This is a genomic window from Alloactinosynnema sp. L-07, from assembly GCF_900070365.1.
Taxonomy (GTDB): Bacteria; Actinomycetota; Actinomycetes; order Mycobacteriales; family Pseudonocardiaceae; genus Actinokineospora.
In genome coordinates this window covers 5,885,912-5,902,252 of record NZ_LN850107.1, presented here as the reverse complement: position 1 = coordinate 5,902,252, position 16,341 = coordinate 5,885,912, and the positions used below count along the sequence as shown (strand labels likewise).

Genomic DNA, 16,341 nt, shown 5'->3' with positions numbered 1-16,341 from the left:
CAGGTACCTGTGGATAACTTGCGCTCATCGGGTGTGGAAGCCCGCTCGGCGGGTGGACGGCTACGCAGCCAACCATCGGCCCCATCGGGTACGCCCGAACAGGGGAACGCCGAACGGTCAGTCCTGCTCGGTGAGATGCGCCGCGATCGGCCGGTTCTGCCGCATTTCGGCCAGCCGCTCGGTGGTCCGCCGCGCGCGGTGCTCGAGTTCGCGGCGGCTGATCCAGCCGCGGGCGAAGTGGCGGTAGGCCTGCGCGAGCATCACCAGCTCAGCGAGGTAGTCGGCGCCGCGCCTGCGGGACTCCTCGGGCAGCAGGCTCACGACCGGCAACTGGTCGGCGACCACATCTTCGAGTGCTCGCGCGGCGGTCAGCGCGCGCCGGGCGCCCCCGCCCAACCGCATCGCCCTGCCGCGCGAACCCGACACCCGAACCACCCCGCTGATACCGAGAGTAGATCGACGATCCGGACTGGTACGTCCGTGTCGCCATTGACCCTCATTTCGCTCGCCAACCGCACACCGTTACGTGAGGTGAAACAGGTGACAGTGGACGAAAGGCCGGTCAGGTGTAGCGCGTCCATTGCGCGGAGGTGTTTCCAGAGCGGAAGTCCCGAAGACGTTTGAGCAGCTCAGGGCGGACTTCCGGGGTGCTGTTCATGATCGGCAGCACGCTGGTGATGAGCTTGAGTTCGCGGATCTCGCGAAGCACGGAGAAGCCAGCCCATTGGGTGACGTCGAACCCGTATCCCCGAACCAGTTCGTCGTATTGCGAAGGTGACTCGCCGAACCGGCGGACGCCGACCGCGAACGGGGTCAGGTCCCACTCCGGCGGGCCGACGCAGCTGGAGTCGAAGTCGCAGAGCACCGGGCCCGCCGGGCCCGGGATGAGATTGCCAAGGTGGGCATCGCCGTGCACGAAGCCCCTGGCCAGCGGGAACTCCACCTGGCCTAGCTGACCCTCGACCAGGTCGCAGCGGTCACGCAGGAAATCCAGGGAATCACCGTCCAGGCCCTCGGCCTCGCCGATGCGACGGCGCACGTCGTCGAGGGGGTCCCACGCGGGCAGGGTCTCTGGCGGGCACAGGCCGTGGACCTGGCGCAACAGGCGGGCCAGGTCGGCCGGACAAGGAGCGGGCCCGGACGAGGGAACCGTCCGCCAGACCGTCGCGGCGTAGTCGCCGACCAATACCGGCTGGGTCAGGCCGTCGACCAGGCGCACCGCAGGGACGCCGTGTTCGGCGAACCAGCGGGCGACCCGCACGACCTTGTCGACCCGGTGGCGCAACGCGACCGACCCGACGATGCGCACCACCACCGGTGCGGTGGCCAGCTCGAACACGGCGTTGTTGGTGAATCTCAGCAGCCGGGCGCCCGCCGCGTCGAGCCCGATCTCAGCGCACACCGCGGCCAGCGCGGCATCCAGATTCGCCCTGGTGAACAGCCCTTTGGCGACCATCGCACGGCCACCGGAGCCGTGCTCAGGCCACGCTGAGGTTGGTGATCTGCTCGGCCAGGTCACGGGCATCGGGGTTGTTACGGCGCTTGGTGGCCTCGGCCAGCAGCGGCTGCAGGCGGTCGCGGACCCGGCTGGACTTGAGCGTCTCGGCCAGGTCCACCGCGCCGCGGCCGATCTTGGCGCCGTGGTCGATGTCGCCTTCCAGCAGGTGGTTGGTGGCCAAAGCGCCCAGGTTGAACGCCTTTGACCTGGTCATCTCGTCGCCGTAGGCCTCGATGGCCTTGGACAGGGCCGGGATCGCGAACTTCGTGTGCATCGGGTCGACGGTCTGCGCGAGCACCGTGTGGACGGTGCCGATCATGGCGTAGACGTCGGTGTCATTGAAGAACTTGACCCAGTCCTCTGCCTCATCGAGGTTGGCCCGCGCGAACTCGTCGCGGGTGCGGCCGATGAGCTTCATCGTCTGTTCCTTGTGACCCATGAGCGCGTAGGCCCACGCCTGGTTGGCGCAGATCACCGCGACCGCGAGCTCGGAACCCGACTCCTGCGCCGCGATCTGACCGAGCTGGAACATCTTCAGCGCGTCGTCCGGGGACTCCTTGTGCAGGTAGACCCGGCCCATCCGATAGAGGATGTTGGCCACCAGCGGCTCACTCTTGCCCGCCTTGGCCAGTTCCAACGCCTTGCCGAAGTGGTTGCGGGCGGAGTCGGTCAGTCCGATGTCGAACGACGTCCAGCCCGCCAGGTTGTGCAGGTCGGCCAGCGCGACGTGGAGTCGCTGCTTGACGTGTTCCGGGCCGGACGCGCCGAGCATCTGCTGTCCCCAGGACAGCTGTGCCACGACGGCGTCGCGGCAGAAGCCGCCGCCGTACTGGTAGTCCAGCGACCGAAGCGCCCTGGTGGCCGCTTCGACCTGGCGCACATCGGTCATGCCGATGCGGCCGGGCGCTGGAGTCTGGACGGGGTTGGCGACCCACGACCCGGAGTTGGTGCCCAGCACGTTCGCGCCCACCGTGACGGCGGCCGCGTGTGCCAGGAACTCCCGACGCTTCACCTCTTCGCTCTCCTCAGGCTGCGAGGGCTGACGAGAGACGGCGACACGAACCGCCGTGACCTCGTCGTATGCGAGCCCCATGTATCCCCTTGGGACACCCAACCCGTCGGCGATCCGCGCGAGCACGTCGTAGGCCATTACCTGACGGCCTTTGAGGATCTCCGACACCTCGGACTGCGATTGACCGGTCATCGCGGCGATCTGGCGCTGTGAGACGCCAGTGCGTCGAAGCAACCGATATACGGAACTGACCTCCCGCGCGGCGAGCGCGGCCCGTATCTCGGGCTCCTCCCAAGTGTCCGGAGTAATGGGAGAACCCGGAGATCCGATCGAGTTCATTCCGCCCCCTCACAGTCCGCTGGGCGTCAAACGCAGAGTAAGCGCACTTCACGAGCCACGAGAAGTGCTCTTCGGCGAACCTGATCGGCTCGACCGAACTTCGATGACCGCTTAACGTGGGACGGCCGCCGATCGGCGCTATGACGCTCCCTTTTCGTTTGTGACGCATCAATGTTGTTGGTTGTAAGCGTACGACCACGGAGGGACACGTCAGCATGGAACTGCTGGACACCCTGCACGGATCGGTGGCGGGCCGCCAGGTCTGGCGCATCGCTTGTGGCGATGTGATCAACCGCGACCGGTCGCTGACCGTCCTCGTGGAGAAGAACAAGGTGGTCCTGGTCGGACCTCCAGGAGAGACAGCGGTGCTGACAGCGGGCCAGCTCGGCCAACTGCGGACCGCGCTCAGAGAAGCCGCCGAGCAGGCGGAAAGGTCACGGTGACGTTGAGGTGGACGAGATACTCGGCCAGGTCCTGCGCAGTGCCGTCTGGGAACGGCTGGACATGCTCTCCGAGCTGGCCACGCGGGCCGATGCACCGTCTCTGCTGTCCGTCGCGCGGTCGGAACTGCCCCGCCTGACCGAGGGCTGGCGCTCCATGCTGAGCGCCCACGAGCCCGACGACCGCGGCAACTGCCCGGTCTGCTCGACCCGCTGGCGGCAGCAGAAGGCCCCGTGCTCAGTCTGGCGCGCGGCCTACGAACACCTGGTCGCGGGCGGTTTGGCCCCCCAGCAGACCGCTCGACACGCACTCGACCCCGCCGCGCTGCACTCGCGCAGCAGGGTCCACGCAGGCGCCCGCTAAGTAGGCGCCCCCCAGACCCGCGGACCGGTGCTGCTGTACTCCCTCCCCCGACCAGCACCGGTCCGCGGTTCCAATCCGCCTCCCCGGAATTCTTAGGGTTGTCACCGATCGAGGGTGACATCCAAGTAGGCGGTTACCGTGGTCAATCGCCATCCCGGTCCCCTTAGGTGACGGTTTAGCGCTTGTCGGTTCGCCTACTTCTGTTGCCAGGTTCCGAGGCCGGTGGCCGCGACCTGTTTCGGGACCGCGCGCAGGGCTTGCGGGCGGTGTTTGACGTAGGCGTCGAGGAACGCGACCGTGCTGCCGATGGTGAGTTCACCCGCGGGCGGGAAGAACAGGTCGATGTGGCCCGCCGTGTGTAGCCGCAGGTAGGTCGCCGGGCCGGTCGCGTTGGCGTACATGGAATCGCTGAACCCCACCGGCACCGTCGCGTCGTTGGCGCCGTGCACCAGATGCAGCGGAATGCCCGGCCGCGGCAGGTAATCGCCGCCGGGGAAGCCGAGTTCGGCGCCCGCGAGCGCGACCGCCGCATCGATGCGGGAATCCCGGACCGCCTCGTGATAGGTCACGCCCACCGTGGTGATCGCCCCGAGCGAGTGGCCCGCCGCGGCGATCTTGAACCGGTGGACGTGACCGAACAGCGGGTCGTGCCGATCACGCGCCATGGCCAACACGGAGTCGATGATGAAGCTGACGTCCGCGGGCTGGTTGACGTAGTCGTCGATGCGCGCGCCCGGTCCACTTGTCAGCGGATAGGTCGGCAGCGCGACAACGTAACCGGACTGGGCGATGTAGGCCACCAGCTGTTCGTAAGCGGGACCGGTGGCGGTAACCCCGTGGGAGAACACCACCAGCGGGAAGACACCCGGCGCCGACCTGGGCTGATCGGTGACCGGTCCGCCCGGAGCGCCGGATGCCGGGTAAAGCAGGCGTACGGGAATAGTGCGGTCGGGTCTGCCGGGCGTGCCGCGCGGGTCCGGTGCGGTCGGCCGGGTCGAGTCGACCAGCACGACGTCCCGTCTACCGACCGCGTAATCGGGGCTGGTGGGTTCGACCGGCGCCGCGATGGCCCCGGTCGGGGTCATCGCGAGGGTGACCGCCAGTGCGGCGGCGGCAAGGGCTGAACGTCTGTCCACAAACGCCTCCTTGATCACTTTCGAGACTACCGCAGGGTAGATTGTGAACTTTGTTCCCAAAAGTGGGTCGGGCGGCGCTTCAGTGCGCTCTTTTGGTTGTTGAACGGGCAAGATGTACGGCAGCGACCAGGAGGAGATCCCGTGGCCAGCCCAACCCCACTCCGCCGCCAACCCGTCCAGCAGCGCAGCGCCAAGCGGGTGGAGAAGATGCTCGAGTCGTGCGCGCAGCTCATCGATGAGCTCGGATACGACGGCGTCACCACGACGCTCATCGCCGAGCGGGCCGGGGTGGCGGTCGGGTCGCTTTACCAGTTCTTCCCCGACAAGCGGGCCGTCGTGCAGGCGCTGACCCAGCGCAACCTCGACCATTTCATGACCGAGATCAGCCGAAAGCTCGACGATGTCGTGCTGGAGCGCTGGGACCAGGCCGCCGACGTCATCTTCGACATCTACGTCCAGATGTACCGGGAGGTCCCCGGGTTCAGCCGGATCCGCTTCGGCGACGTGGTCGACCTGCGGCTCATCGACGGGCAGCGCGACAACAACACCGTGATCGCCGACGGGATGGCCGCGTTTCTCGCCGACCGGTTCGGGGTGCCGTTCGAGCGGATCCGGCTGCCGATCGCGGTGGCCAACGAGATCGCCGACTCGATCCTCAACCTCGCCTTCCGGCGCAAGCTGTTCCCGGAGGATGTCGTCATCGCCGAGGCCAAGTCGGTGGTGCGCAACTACATGGCCAACCAGACGTTCACGCGCTAGCCGAAGCTGCGGTCCTCGCCCCGGTAGGTCGGCACCGCGTGGGTCACTTTGTCGCCGTCGAGCACGTGGTACTCGGTGAACCGCTCGGCGAGTTCACCGGCCTTCGCGTGCCGCATCCACACCCGGTCGCCGACTTTCAGCGCACGCGCGCCGGGGCCGGTCACCGGAGTCTGGACCTCGCCCGCGCCTTCGGCGCCGAGCAGCTTGAGTCCGCCGGGGAGGTACGGCCGCGGCAGTCTGGACTGTCCGGCCGGGCCCGAGGCCAGGTAGCCGCCACCGAGCAGGGTCGCGATGTCGGGTGCGGGCTTGCGGACCACCGGCACTGCGAACACCACTGCGGGCAACGGACTGAACTGGCTGTAGTTGTCGAACAGGGTCGGTCCGATGAGGCCGGACCCGGCGGCGATCTCGGTGACCGACGGATCGGCTCTGGTGATCTCGATGCTGCCGGTGCCGCCACCGTTGACGAACTCGAGTTCCCACACGTCGGTGACCGCGCGGACCACCGCGCCACGGCGGCCGACGAGCTCGCGCGCCGAACGGCGCTGCATCCAGCGCAGGGCCGTGCGCAGCAGCGGGTTGCCTGCCGGGTTGTCGCCGAGGCCGGCGATCTGGCCCTCGTAGGCCATCACGCCGACGAGCTGGAATCCCGGCCGCGCGCAGATCTCGGCGGCCAGCCTGCCCGCCTGTTCCGGGGTGAACACCGGGGACCGGCGGGTTCCGACGTGGACGGACGCGGTGCCCAGCGGCCGCCACGACACATCGAGTTCGAGACAGACCCGGATCTCGGGGTGGTCCGCGCCGAGCGCCTCGTCGACGAAGTCGAGGTGCTCGCTCGAATCGACGATGATCGACACCGTGCGCCGGGCCCGCTCGTCGGCGGCCAGCGCGCGCAGGGCCGCGCGGTCGGTGGTCGGGTAGGCCACCAGGATGTCGGTGTCGGCGAGATCGGTGTCGGCCCACTCGTCCACCAGCCACAGCGCCTCGGGCAGCGCGTAGCTCATCACGCCTTCGTAACCGGGCATCCGCAGCACGCGCTCCAGCAGGAACCGGCAGCGCACGGACTTGCTCGCCACCCGGATCGGCCTGCCCGCCGCGCGCCGGACCAGGTCCTCGGCGTTGCGGTCGAAGGCGGCCAGATCGACCACCGCGACCGGGGGGTCGAGGTGTTCGGTGGCAGCATCGAGCCGCGAACGCTGGGCAGAAGTCGGCACCGGACAACCGTACGGCGTGCGTCTTGAAATGTGAAGACGATTCACTTAGCGTTTCCTGAACTGACGACGGCCAGGAGGTCCTCGCATGTCCGGTCCCCAGACGACCTGGCGCAACTGGGCGGGTACCGCGTCCGCCGTCGCGCGCGAGGTGTGCGGCCCGCGCGACGTCACCGAGATCAGCAAAGCGGTGACCGGCGCGGCCGAACGCGGGCTGACCGTGCGTACGCGCGGCAGCGGCCACTCGTTCACCGAGATCGGCGCGGCGCACGGGATGGCGCTCGACCTGACCGGGTGGACCGGCGTCGTCTCCGCCGACACCGAGACCGGGGCGGTCACCGTTCGGTCGGGCACGACCCTGGCCACGCTCAACGCCGAACTCGACCGGCTCGGGCTGGCGATGATCAACCTCGGCGACATCGACGCCCAGACGGTCTCCGGCGCGATCTCCACCGGCACCCACGGCACCGGCGCGCGGCTCGGCGGCATCTCGACCCAGGTGACCGGCTTGGAGCTGGTCCTGGCCGACGGGTCGCTGGTGTCGTGCTCGGCCACCGAGCGGCCCGACCTGTTCGCCGCGGCCAGGGTCGGCCTCGGCGCGCTCGGCGTGATCACCACGGTGAGCCTGCGGACCGTCCCGTCGTTCGTCCTGGCCGCCGAGGAGAAGCCGGAGCCGCTCGACGACGTGCTCGCGTCCATGGACGAACGGTGCTCGGCCAACGACCACTTCGAGTTCTACTGGTTCCCCTACGGGCACAACGCTTTGACCAAGACCAACAACCGGCTGCCCGACGGCGCGACCCCCGCGCCGCTGAGCCGGGCGAAGCAGTTCATCGAGTACGACGTCATGGAGAACGCGCTCTTCGGCACGCTGTGCCGGATCGGCAGGCGCGTGCCGTCGCTGGTGCGGCCGCTGAACAAGCTGTCGTCAGCGGCGCTGTCGCCGCGCTCCTACAGCGACCTGTCGCACAAAGTCTTTGTGACAAGCCGGAAAGTCCGGTTCGTGGAGTCGGAGTACGCCATTCCCCGCGAGGCGCTGGCCGACGTGCTCGGCGAACTGCGGACCAGGGTGCCGAAGCTGGCCGACCCGGTGATGTTCCCGGTGGAGGTGCGGGTGGCCGCGGCCGACGACATCTGGCTGTCGACGGCCTACGAGCGGGACTCGGCCTATCTGGCCATCCACCAGTTCATCGGAATGCCCTACCGCGCGTACTTCGACCTGTTCGAGTCGATCGTCGGCGCGGTCGGCGGGCGGCCCCACTGGGGCAAGATGCACACCCTCGACGCGGAAACCCTGCGGACGCGGTACCCGCGCTTCGACGACTTCCGCCGGGTTCGGTCCGAAGTGGACCCAGAGCGGCGGTTCACCAATCCTTACGTGGCGCGCGTCTTGGGCAGCTAAGCGAAAGGGGACCAAAGGTCCCTGCTCTTCCCCCTGCACCCTCGTGCCGACCCCAGCAGTCGAAGAACGAACGAGCTAGACAGTCACGCTGTCGAGGATCTGGTCGTAGGCCAGTTCGCTGATCCAGCGGTAGATGCCGTCGGTCTCCGGGCAGGCACGCTCGCCGCGGCCGGGCAGGTCGAGGTCGACCTCGGCGTTGGGCTCCGCGCTGACCACGGCCACCCCATAGGCGCGAGCCCGCGGCAGGCACTTGGCCAGGTAGTCGTGGGTGAGCACGGCGGAGGTCGGCAGCACCATGGCGGCGTCGGCGTAGCGCAGGAACGGCACCGCGTTGGCCAGGCCGGTGCGCCAGTGCCGCGCCACCGCGATGGCCCCGACGATGCGTGCGGCGGGCTCCGGCACGCGGCCCGTCAGCTCGGGCCAGGCCCAGGTGGCCACGGTCGCGCGGTCGGTGACCGGCTCCTGGCCCAGGCAGATCCGCTCGGCGTGCACGTCGGGCCGCAGCTCGGCGACCAGGCACACCCGGCGGCCCAGCAGCGTCATCTCGGGCAGGACCGCGCCCGCCCAGCCCAGCGTCCGCACGGCGGCGGCGGCGAGATCGTCGATGGGGGCGGGCAGCTCGACCGGCGGCGCCAGCTGCGCGGGCATCGCCTTGAGGTTCTCGGTAACCGCGATGCGCCCTGGGATGCCGGTCACGAACGTCCGCCCTTCTCCTCCACCGCTACCGCTCACCGCTCAACCGGCGGGAAGACGACGCGATGTCGATTGGTACATGTTTGGAGTACCAGGAAGAGACGGGCAATTAAGAGAGTGTGAAGGCCATCGTGCGACCGGCGGCCCTACTCGGGCGTTAACCGGTCGGCGGACGGTAAGCGGACTTCGGCCCGACTGTGCGACCAAGTGGGTGACCGCTCCGCCAGACGGCGGCTGGACCTACACACAGTGTCCGACCGGTCACCGGACCTGCGACGATGCGGCTTGTCAGTAATCGAACGAATCGGTTGCGCCATTTATCCGAATCGCCCGTAGTTTTATCCGGAATGAATTCAGTATCGTTTCGCCATGACCAGTGAATCCGCGGAAATGGTGAGCGGCATCGAAGCGCTCATGTGGGACGTCTACGGCTACGTCCGCGAGGGCGGCGGCCGGCTGACCGAGGGCGGCGCCAGCGCCGCCGAGGCCACCTACCTGCGCGAACTCGCGCGCCGGACGGGCGCGCCGCGGGTGGCCGAGATCGGCTTCAATGTCGGATTCTCCGCACTGGCGTTCCTGGACAGCGCGCCGGAGGCGACCGTGGTGTCGTTCGAACTCGACCGGCGGTGGTCGGTGGAGCTGGCCAAGGAATATGTGGACAACCACTACCCGGGCCGCCACGAACTGGTCATCGGCGACTCGACCGTCACCGTCCCGGACTTCGCCGCGACCCGCGACGACCGTTTCGACCTGGTCTTCGTCGACGGCGGCCACACCTATGAGGTCGCGGCGGCCGACATCGCCAACGCCCGCGCCATCGCCAAGCCGGGCGCCGTCGTCGTGGTCGACGATTTGATCCCTTGGTACCCGTGGGGCGTCGGCCCGCACCGGGCCTGGCAGGAGGCGGTCGAGTCGGGATTGGTCCACTCGGCCGAGTACTACATCGACGGCCACCGCGTGGACACCCTTACCGCCCCCGGCGACCGCGCCTGGGGCACAGCCCACCTCACGATCTGATCCAAAACAGAACGGCGGGCGCTCAGTGAGCACCCGCCGTCTTCAGTGTGGGCGAGGGGGGAGTTGAACCCCCACGTCCTTTCGGACACACGGACCTGAACCGTGCGCGTCTGCCATTCCGCCACTCGCCCGAGTGACTGTTCCAGGGGTGTTTGCCCTTGGAACGTGGGGAAGCCTAGCACGGGGAAGAACTGGGTTCGCACATACCCGTGTCCTGTGGGTCCCACCCGGATACGATCGTCACAGGAGCACGCACGGGAAGGAGGGGCCATGGGCATCGGACAGCGGTTGAATCGCAAGCTTGAGGACGTCGTTGGCAACACCTTCGCGCGTGTCTTCGGTGGCAACGTGGTGCCCCAGGAAGTGGCACAGGCGCTGCAGCGTGAAGGCGACGACAACGTCCGCGAGTTGGCCGGTGGGAGACTGCTGGCGCCCAATCACTACATAGTGCAACTGGGCCCAGCCGACCACCAGAACTTCGCGGGCGACGAAGAGCGCATGAAAACGCTGCTGGCGGACTGTGTGGCGGAACATCTCGCCGAGCACGGTTGGGACACCTATGGTGACGTCGTAGTCTCCCTGGAGCGCTCCGACGCGCTGCACACCGGACAGTTCCGAACCCGCTCAGCTGTCGACCCCGATGTGAAGCCTCACGTCGGCGGTGCAAGCCGACAGGCAGGTAGACAGCAGGCACAACCCCGCAACGCAGGAGACCGATCCATGAGCCAGCCTCCCGGCTACGGCCAGCCGCCCGAGGGCGACCCGTACGGACAGCAGCAGTACGGGTACGGCCAGGGCCAGTACGGCAACGATCCCAACTACGGTCAGCAGGGCTACGCCCAGCAGCAGCAGCCGCCGCAAGGTGGTGGCTACGACCAGGGCTATGGCCAGCAGGGCGGCTACGACCAGGGCTATGGCCAGCAGCAGCAGGCGCAGCCGGGCTACGGCCAGGACCCGTACGGCGGCCAGCAGGGCTATGGCCAGCAGGGCGGCTACGACCAGGGCTATGGCCAGCAGCAGCAGGCGCAGCCGGGCTACGGCCAGGACCCGTACGGCGGCCAGCAGGGCTATGGCCAGCAGGGCGGCTACGACCAGGGCTACGGCCAGCAGCAGGGTTACGGCCAGGACCCGTACGGGCAGCAGGGCTATGCCCCGCCCGCGGTGCAGACCGGCCCCCGGACGCTCTCGGCCAGCCTGCAGCTCGACGACGGCTCCAACCGCAACTACGCCCTGAAGCAGGGCGGCAACGTGGTGGGCCGGGGCCAGGACGCCGACTTCCGGCTGCCCGACACCGGGGTCTCCCGTCGCCACCTCGAGATCACCTGGGACGGGCAGAGCGCCACGCTGGCCGACCTTGGCTCGACGAACGGCACTACGGTGAACGGCACGCCGGTGCAGACCTGGCAGCTCGCCGACGGCGACGTGGTCAGGATCGGTCACTCGTCGCTGGTGTTCCGCACGCAGGGCTGACGAGCTTAGGCGGGAAAAGCAACGTTCGAGGTCGACCGGACGTCCTGAGGGCTGTCCAGGGTGTACAACCCTGGCAGTCCTCATTTCTAGGGTCGTGCGGCCGGACAGAGTCGGGAGCGGTCACAACAAGTGCCAGAGTTGGTTATGCAACTGACCAGGGCAGGGTTTCTCGCCCTGCTCTGGTTGTTCGTGCTGGCCGCGCTTCGGGTGGTCCGCTCCGATCTGTACGCGGCCTCCGGGCTGCGGGTCGCGGTGCCGGGGTTCCGGCGCAACGCGGCGGGCAAGGTGCGCGGCAAGGCGCCACGGCAGCTCGTGGTGACCCATGGCGCGCTCTCCGGGACCCGAATCTCGCTGGACGGCAGGCCGATCATGATCGGCAGGGCCGACGACTCGACGCTCGTGCTCGATGACGACTACGCCTCGACGCGGCACGCGCGCCTGTCGATGCGCGGGACGGACTGGTACGTGGAAGACCTGGGCTCGACGAATGGCACGTACTTGGACCGGGCTAAGGTCACCGCACCCCTCCGGGTGCCCTTGGGTGTCCCGATCCGTATCGGCAAAACGGTGATCGAGCTGCGCTCATGACCCTTGTTCTTCGTTACGCGGCCCGCAGCGACCGAGGCCTGGTGCGTTCCAACAACCAGGACTCCGTGTACGCGGGCCCGCGTCTGCTTTCCCTGGCCGACGGCATGGGTGGTCACGTCGCGGGCGAGGTGGCCAGCAAGGTGGTGATCGCCGCCCTCGCCCCGCTCGACGACGACGAGCCGAGCGAGGACCTGCTCAGGCAACTGCGCGAGGCGACGCTGGCGGGCAACGAGGCCATCGCGGAGCTGGTCGCCAGCGATCCCGACCTCGACGGCATGGGCACCACCCTGTCCGCGATCCTGTTCGCGGGCAACCGGATCGGGCTTGTCCATGTTGGGGACTCACGGGTCTATCTGCGCCGCAACGGCCAGTTCACCCAGATCACCCACGACGACACCTTCGTCCAGTCGCTGATCGACGAGGGCCGCATCACCGAGGACGAGGCCGCCACCCACCCGCAGCGCTCGCTGCTGCTCAAGGCGCTGACCGGGCACGAGGTCGAGCCGAGCCTGACGGTGCGCGAGGCCCGCGCGGGCGACCGGTACCTGCTGTGCTCCGACGGCCTGTCCGGCCCGGTGAGCCTGGAGACCATGAGCGAGGCCATCGAGATCCCGGACCCGCAGGCCTGCGCGGACCGGATGATCGAGCTCGCGCTCAAGGGCGGCGGACCCGACAACGTCACGGTGATCATCGCCGACGTGGTCGACATCGACTACGGCGACAACAACCCGATCGTGGGCGGCGCCGCGGGCAACGGCGCCGACGACATGCCGCCGCCGGACTCCCCGGCCTCCCGCGCGGCCACGATCACCGCGCCGCGCCCGCAGCCCAAGCCGCAGGCGGCTCCCGAGCCGCCGGACCCGCGGATCAAGCGGCGCAGGCGGGTACGGCTGCTCGTGGCGAGCGTGTTGATCCTGCTGCTGCTGGCCGCGGGCGCGATCGCGGCCCGGCTGTGGGTGAACAACCAGTTCTTCGTCGGCGAGGGCGACAACGGCGAGATCGCGATCTTCCAGGGCGTGCGCGGCAGCGTGCTCGGCCTGTCGCTCAACAGCCAGCGCGAAGGGTCCTGCGACCCGGCCGCCGCGGCCACGTGCGACAAGTTCTACGTCGACGACCTCGAGCAGTTCGGCAAGGACGAGGTCCGGTCGGGCAGCAACACCTTCGACAACATCGTCGAGGCCCGTGAGTTCGTCCGGGATCTGCGCAGCAAGTTCGGCCTGCCCGACTGCGCCGACCTGGCCAAGCAGACCACGACCCAGCCGAGCCAGACCACCGAGCCCGGGGTGCCGCCGCAGGCCCCGGTCACCACCACGACCGGGGCGGCGACGTCGAACGTGGCGCCGCCGACGACGACGGGCACCGCAGCGCCCACCACCTCCCAGGTCACGCCCCAGCCCAAGGTGAACTGCCGCGAGCCGCGCGCTGAGGACAAGGGCGGCGGCTGATGGGATCACCGGTCCAAGGCGCGGTTGGTCTGGCGGCCGGGCAGAGCAGCGTCGGACCCGACGGTGCGGCGCCGACGCGTCGCGGTACCGAGCTGCTGTTGCTCGGTTTCGCCGCGTTCGTCGTCTCCGCGGCGCTGATGCTGGTGGAGGCCAACCAGGAACAGCAGCTGACGCTGCGGATCGTCTGGTACGGACTGGCCTTCCTCGCGCTGTTCGGCGGCGCGCACGTCGCGGTGCGCAAGTTCGCGCCGTACGCCGATCCGCTGATCCTGCCGTGTGTCGCGGTGCTCAACGGCCTCGGCCTGGTGATGATCTACCGGATCGACCTGGCGATGACCGAGCGGGCGCTGCGGCTGGGTCGGGAGATCAACAACGACGTGCCGCGGCAGATCCTGTGGACGACGATCTCGCTGCTGCTGTTCCTCGCGGTCCTCATCGTGATCAAGGACCACCGCAAGCTCACCAAGTACGCGTACACCTTCGGCCTGGTCGGGCTGATCCTGCTGGCGCTGCCCGCGTTCCTGCCCAGCTTCATCGCCCCGACGATCAACGGCGCGAAGATCTGGCTGCGGGTCGGGCCGATCTCCATCCAGCCCGGCGAGTTCGCCAAGATCCTGCTGCTGACGTTCTTCGCGGGCTTCCTGGTCTCCAAGCGCGACCTGTTCATGGCCGCGGGCAGGCGGGTACTCGGGATCGACCTGCCGCGCGCGCGTGACCTCGGGCCGATCCTGTTCGCGTGGGGCGTGTCGGTCGGCGTTCTGGTGTTCCAGAAGGACCTCGGCACGTCGCTGCTGTTCTTCGGCACGATCCTGGTGATGCTCTACGTCGCCACCGAACGCGGCGTCTGGGTCGGCGTCGGCCTGCTGCTGTTCGTCGGCGGTGCTCTGGTCGCCTATCAGCTCTTCGGGCACGTGCAGCAGCGCGTGGCGAACTGGATCGACCCGCTGGCCACCTACGACGACCCCGGCGGCGGCTACCAGATCGCCCAGGGCCTGTTCGGCCTTGGCACCGGCGGGGTCGGCGGCACCGGGCTGGGCGCGGGCAGGCCGGACCTGGTCCCGCTGGCCAACACCGACTTCATCCCCGCCGCCATCGGCGAGGAACTGGGCTTCATCGGCCTCGCCGCGCTGCTGATGATCTACACCGTGCTCGCCCTGCGCGGCATGCGCAGCGCCCTCGCGGTGCGCGACACCTTCGGCAAGCTGCTCGGCGGCGGCCTGTCGTTCCTGCTGATCATGCAGGTGTTCGTGGTCGTCGGCGGGGTAACCAAGCTGATCCCGATGACCGGCCTCACCGCCCCGTTCCTGTCCTACGGCGGCTCGTCGCTGCTGGCCAACTACATCCTTGTGGCGCTGTTGCTGCGCATCTCCGACGCCGCGCGCAGGCCGCAGACCGGGGTGCGGCCGCGGCCGGTGCCGCAGGCCCCGATCGCCGAGGCGCACACGGTGATGGTGCAGCGCCCGGAACCGGAGCGTCCCGCATGAACACTCCCCTCCGCCGCGTCGGCCTGGCCATGCTCTGCATGATCGTGCTGCTGCTGGCCAACGCGACCTACATCCAGATCATCAAGGCCGACGACTACCGCAAGGACGCGCGCAACCAGCGCGTGCTGCTGGAGGAGTACTCCCGCGAGCGCGGCAAGATCCTCGCGGGCGGCAACAAGGTCCTGGCGACCGTGCAGGCCACCAACGACCGGCTGCGCTACCTGCGCCAGTACACCAATGGCCCGATGTACGCGCCGGTCACCGGCTACTACTCCCAGCGCTACGGCGCCTCCGGGCTGGAGCGGGCCGAGGACGAGATCCTCAACGGCTCCGACGACCGGCTGTTCGTGCGCAGGCTGTCGGACCTGATCACCGGCCGCGACCCGCGTGGCGGCAACATCGAGCTGACCGTCTCCCCCGCCACCCAGGAGGCGGCGTACGGGGCGATGGAGAAGCAGGGCTTCGCCGGGTCGGTGGTCGCGCTGAACCCGAAGACCGGCGAGATCCTGGCGATGGTCTCCACCCCGTCCTACGACCCGAACCCGCTGGCCGCCCACGACGGCAAGACGCAGGAAAAGGCGTGGCTGACCTACAAGGACGACCCGCGCAAGCCGGTGCTCAACCGCGCGATCGCCGAGACCTACGCGCCGGGCTCGACGTTCAAGCTCGTGGTGGCCGCCGCCGCCATCGAGGACGGCAAGTCCAAGGACGACCAGGTCACCGCCACCGACAAGCTGACCGTCGGCGGCTCGGAGCTGCGCAACTACAACCGTGGCTTCTGCAATGGCAGCCAGAGCACGGTGTCGATGCAGACCGCGATGTCCCTGTCGTGCAACACCGCCTTCGCCCAGCTCGCCCATGACCTCGGCGCCCGCAAGCTCGGCGCGATGTCGGGCATGCTCGGCATCGGCGAGACCGACCTGAAGGTCCCGATGTCGGTCACCCAGTCGTGCATCGGGCCGCGGGCGAACAACGGCTGCCTGACCGTCGCCGACGAGAACGCGCTCTACCAGAGCGGCATCGGCCAGCGTGACGTCCGGCTGACCCCGCTACAGAACGCCGAGATCGTGGCCACCATCGCCAACGGCGGCGAGCGGATGAAGCCGCAGCTGGTCAAGTCCGTGCTGGCACCGGACCTGTCGGAGATCGCCAAGTTCGACGAGGACGGCCTCGGTCGGGCGATGTCGCGCGACACCGCGGAGCAGCTGCGCGACATGATGATCGAGTCCGAGGCCAAGACCGGCGGCGACGGCAAGACCAACGGCCTGACCATCGCCTCCAAGACCGGCACCGCCGAAACCGGCAACGACCCGAAGAACACCCCGCCGTTCGCCTGGTACGTCGCCTTCGCCCCGGCCGACGACCCCAAGATCGCCGTCGCGGTGGTCGTGGAGAGCCGCGACGTGGCCGCGACCGGCGGCAAGCTGTCGGCCACCATCGGCCGCACCACCATCAACGCCTTCCTCGCCGGAGGGAGCTGACC

General features: G+C 68.8%; 15 protein-coding genes, 1 tRNA gene and 1 pseudogene. 10 read left to right on the top strand and 7 right to left on the bottom strand.

Features of this window, described 5'->3' with window-relative positions; translation table 11 throughout:
* Window positions 1-117 precede the first annotated feature (117 nt).
* From BN1701_RS26815 to BN1701_RS26805, 3 genes are all read right to left on the bottom strand, one after another.
* The gene (locus BN1701_RS26815) at window positions 118-426 is read right to left on the bottom strand and encodes a hypothetical protein (RefSeq protein WP_231949714.1); all 309 of its coding nucleotides are present in this window, start codon (window positions 424-426) and stop codon (window positions 118-120) included.
* 136 nt (window positions 427-562) lie between these two features.
* Entirely contained in the window at window positions 563-1,456 is an 894-nt protein-coding gene (locus tag BN1701_RS26810) for a phosphotransferase enzyme family protein (protein ID WP_054053369.1), read from the bottom strand.
* A gap of 22 nt (window positions 1,457-1,478) precedes the next feature.
* Window positions 1,479-2,849 (bottom strand): helix-turn-helix transcriptional regulator, encoded by a 1,371-nt coding sequence (locus tag BN1701_RS26805; RefSeq protein WP_054053367.1) that lies wholly within the window; start codon window positions 2,847-2,849, stop codon window positions 1,479-1,481.
* 251 nt (window positions 2,850-3,100) lie between these two features.
* On the opposite strand from BN1701_RS26805, the pseudogene BN1701_RS26800 reads away from it, so the two are divergent.
* Both BN1701_RS26800 and BN1701_RS26795 read left to right on the top strand, forming a co-directional pair.
* Window positions 3,101-3,292, top strand: a pseudogene (locus BN1701_RS26800) (hypothetical protein); the annotation flags it as partial.
* A 7-nt stretch (window positions 3,293-3,299) separates the two neighbouring features.
* Window positions 3,300-3,653 carry a hypothetical protein gene (locus BN1701_RS26795; RefSeq protein ID WP_054053364.1) on the top strand — a complete coding sequence of 118 codons (354 nt, stop codon included), beginning with the start codon at window positions 3,300-3,302 and terminating at the stop codon, window positions 3,651-3,653.
* Between the two features lie 194 nt (window positions 3,654-3,847).
* On the opposite strand, the gene BN1701_RS26790 is transcribed toward BN1701_RS26795, so the two are convergent.
* The gene (locus BN1701_RS26790; protein WP_157368242.1) at window positions 3,848-4,789 is read right to left on the bottom strand and encodes a phospholipase; all 942 of its coding nucleotides are present in this window, start codon (window positions 4,787-4,789) and stop codon (window positions 3,848-3,850) included.
* A 141-nt stretch (window positions 4,790-4,930) separates the two neighbouring features.
* Between BN1701_RS26790 and BN1701_RS26785 the strand changes: the two genes are divergently transcribed.
* Window positions 4,931-5,548 (top strand): TetR/AcrR family transcriptional regulator, encoded by a 618-nt coding sequence (locus BN1701_RS26785; RefSeq protein WP_054053360.1) that lies wholly within the window; start codon window positions 4,931-4,933, stop codon window positions 5,546-5,548.
* On the opposite strand, the gene BN1701_RS26780 is transcribed toward BN1701_RS26785, so the two are convergent.
* A complete protein-coding gene (locus tag BN1701_RS26780; RefSeq protein WP_054053358.1) occupies window positions 5,545-6,762 on the bottom strand; it encodes an amino acid deaminase/aldolase in 1,218 nt (405 codons plus the stop codon). The genes BN1701_RS26785 and BN1701_RS26780 overlap by 4 nt on opposite strands.
* An 85-nt stretch (window positions 6,763-6,847) precedes the next feature.
* Between BN1701_RS26780 and BN1701_RS26775 the strand changes: the two genes are divergently transcribed.
* Window positions 6,848-8,161, top strand: a complete 1,314-nt coding sequence (locus BN1701_RS26775; protein ID WP_054053356.1) for a D-arabinono-1,4-lactone oxidase — start codon at window positions 6,848-6,850, stop codon at window positions 8,159-8,161.
* Between the two features lie 75 nt (window positions 8,162-8,236).
* On the opposite strand, the gene BN1701_RS26770 is transcribed toward BN1701_RS26775, so the two are convergent.
* Window positions 8,237-8,809: a hypothetical protein gene (locus BN1701_RS26770; RefSeq protein WP_369800681.1), complete on the bottom strand. Its 573-nt coding sequence runs from the start codon at window positions 8,807-8,809 to the stop codon at window positions 8,237-8,239.
* A 414-nt stretch (window positions 8,810-9,223) separates the two neighbouring features.
* Here BN1701_RS26770 and BN1701_RS26765 point away from each other — a divergent pair, with 414 nt between their 5' ends.
* Window positions 9,224-9,871, top strand: coding sequence for an O-methyltransferase (locus tag BN1701_RS26765; protein ID WP_054053352.1), 648 nt, complete (start codon window positions 9,224-9,226; stop codon window positions 9,869-9,871).
* A 48-nt stretch (window positions 9,872-9,919) separates the two neighbouring features.
* Here the strand turns inward: BN1701_RS26765 and BN1701_RS26760 are convergent.
* Window positions 9,920-10,002: transfer RNA gene (locus BN1701_RS26760), tRNA-Leu, on the bottom strand.
* A gap of 139 nt (window positions 10,003-10,141) precedes the next feature.
* On the opposite strand from BN1701_RS26760, the gene BN1701_RS26755 reads away from it, so the two are divergent.
* The 5 genes from BN1701_RS26755 to BN1701_RS26735 all read left to right on the top strand — a co-directional run bounded on the left by BN1701_RS26755 (window position 10,142) and on the right by BN1701_RS26735 (window position 16,339).
* Complete coding sequence (locus BN1701_RS26755; RefSeq protein ID WP_054053350.1) at window positions 10,142-11,341, top strand: DUF3662 and FHA domain-containing protein; 1,200 nt, start codon at window positions 10,142-10,144, stop codon at window positions 11,339-11,341.
* 129 nt (window positions 11,342-11,470) lie between these two features.
* Complete coding sequence (locus BN1701_RS26750; RefSeq protein WP_054053348.1) at window positions 11,471-11,929, top strand: FHA domain-containing protein; 459 nt, start codon at window positions 11,471-11,473, stop codon at window positions 11,927-11,929.
* Window positions 11,926-13,374, top strand: coding sequence for a PP2C family serine/threonine-protein phosphatase (locus BN1701_RS26745; protein WP_054053346.1), 1,449 nt, complete (start codon window positions 11,926-11,928; stop codon window positions 13,372-13,374). The genes BN1701_RS26750 and BN1701_RS26745 overlap by 4 nt, the downstream gene beginning before the upstream one ends.
* Window positions 13,374-14,858: an FtsW/RodA/SpoVE family cell cycle protein gene (locus BN1701_RS26740; protein ID WP_082860071.1), complete on the top strand. Its 1,485-nt coding sequence runs from the start codon at window positions 13,374-13,376 to the stop codon at window positions 14,856-14,858. Before BN1701_RS26745 ends, BN1701_RS26740 begins: the two co-directional genes overlap by 1 nt.
* Entirely contained in the window at window positions 14,855-16,339 is a 1,485-nt protein-coding gene (locus BN1701_RS26735) for a penicillin-binding protein 2 (RefSeq protein WP_054053344.1), read from the top strand. Before BN1701_RS26740 ends, BN1701_RS26735 begins: the two co-directional genes overlap by 4 nt.
* Window positions 16,340-16,341 lie beyond the last annotated feature (2 nt).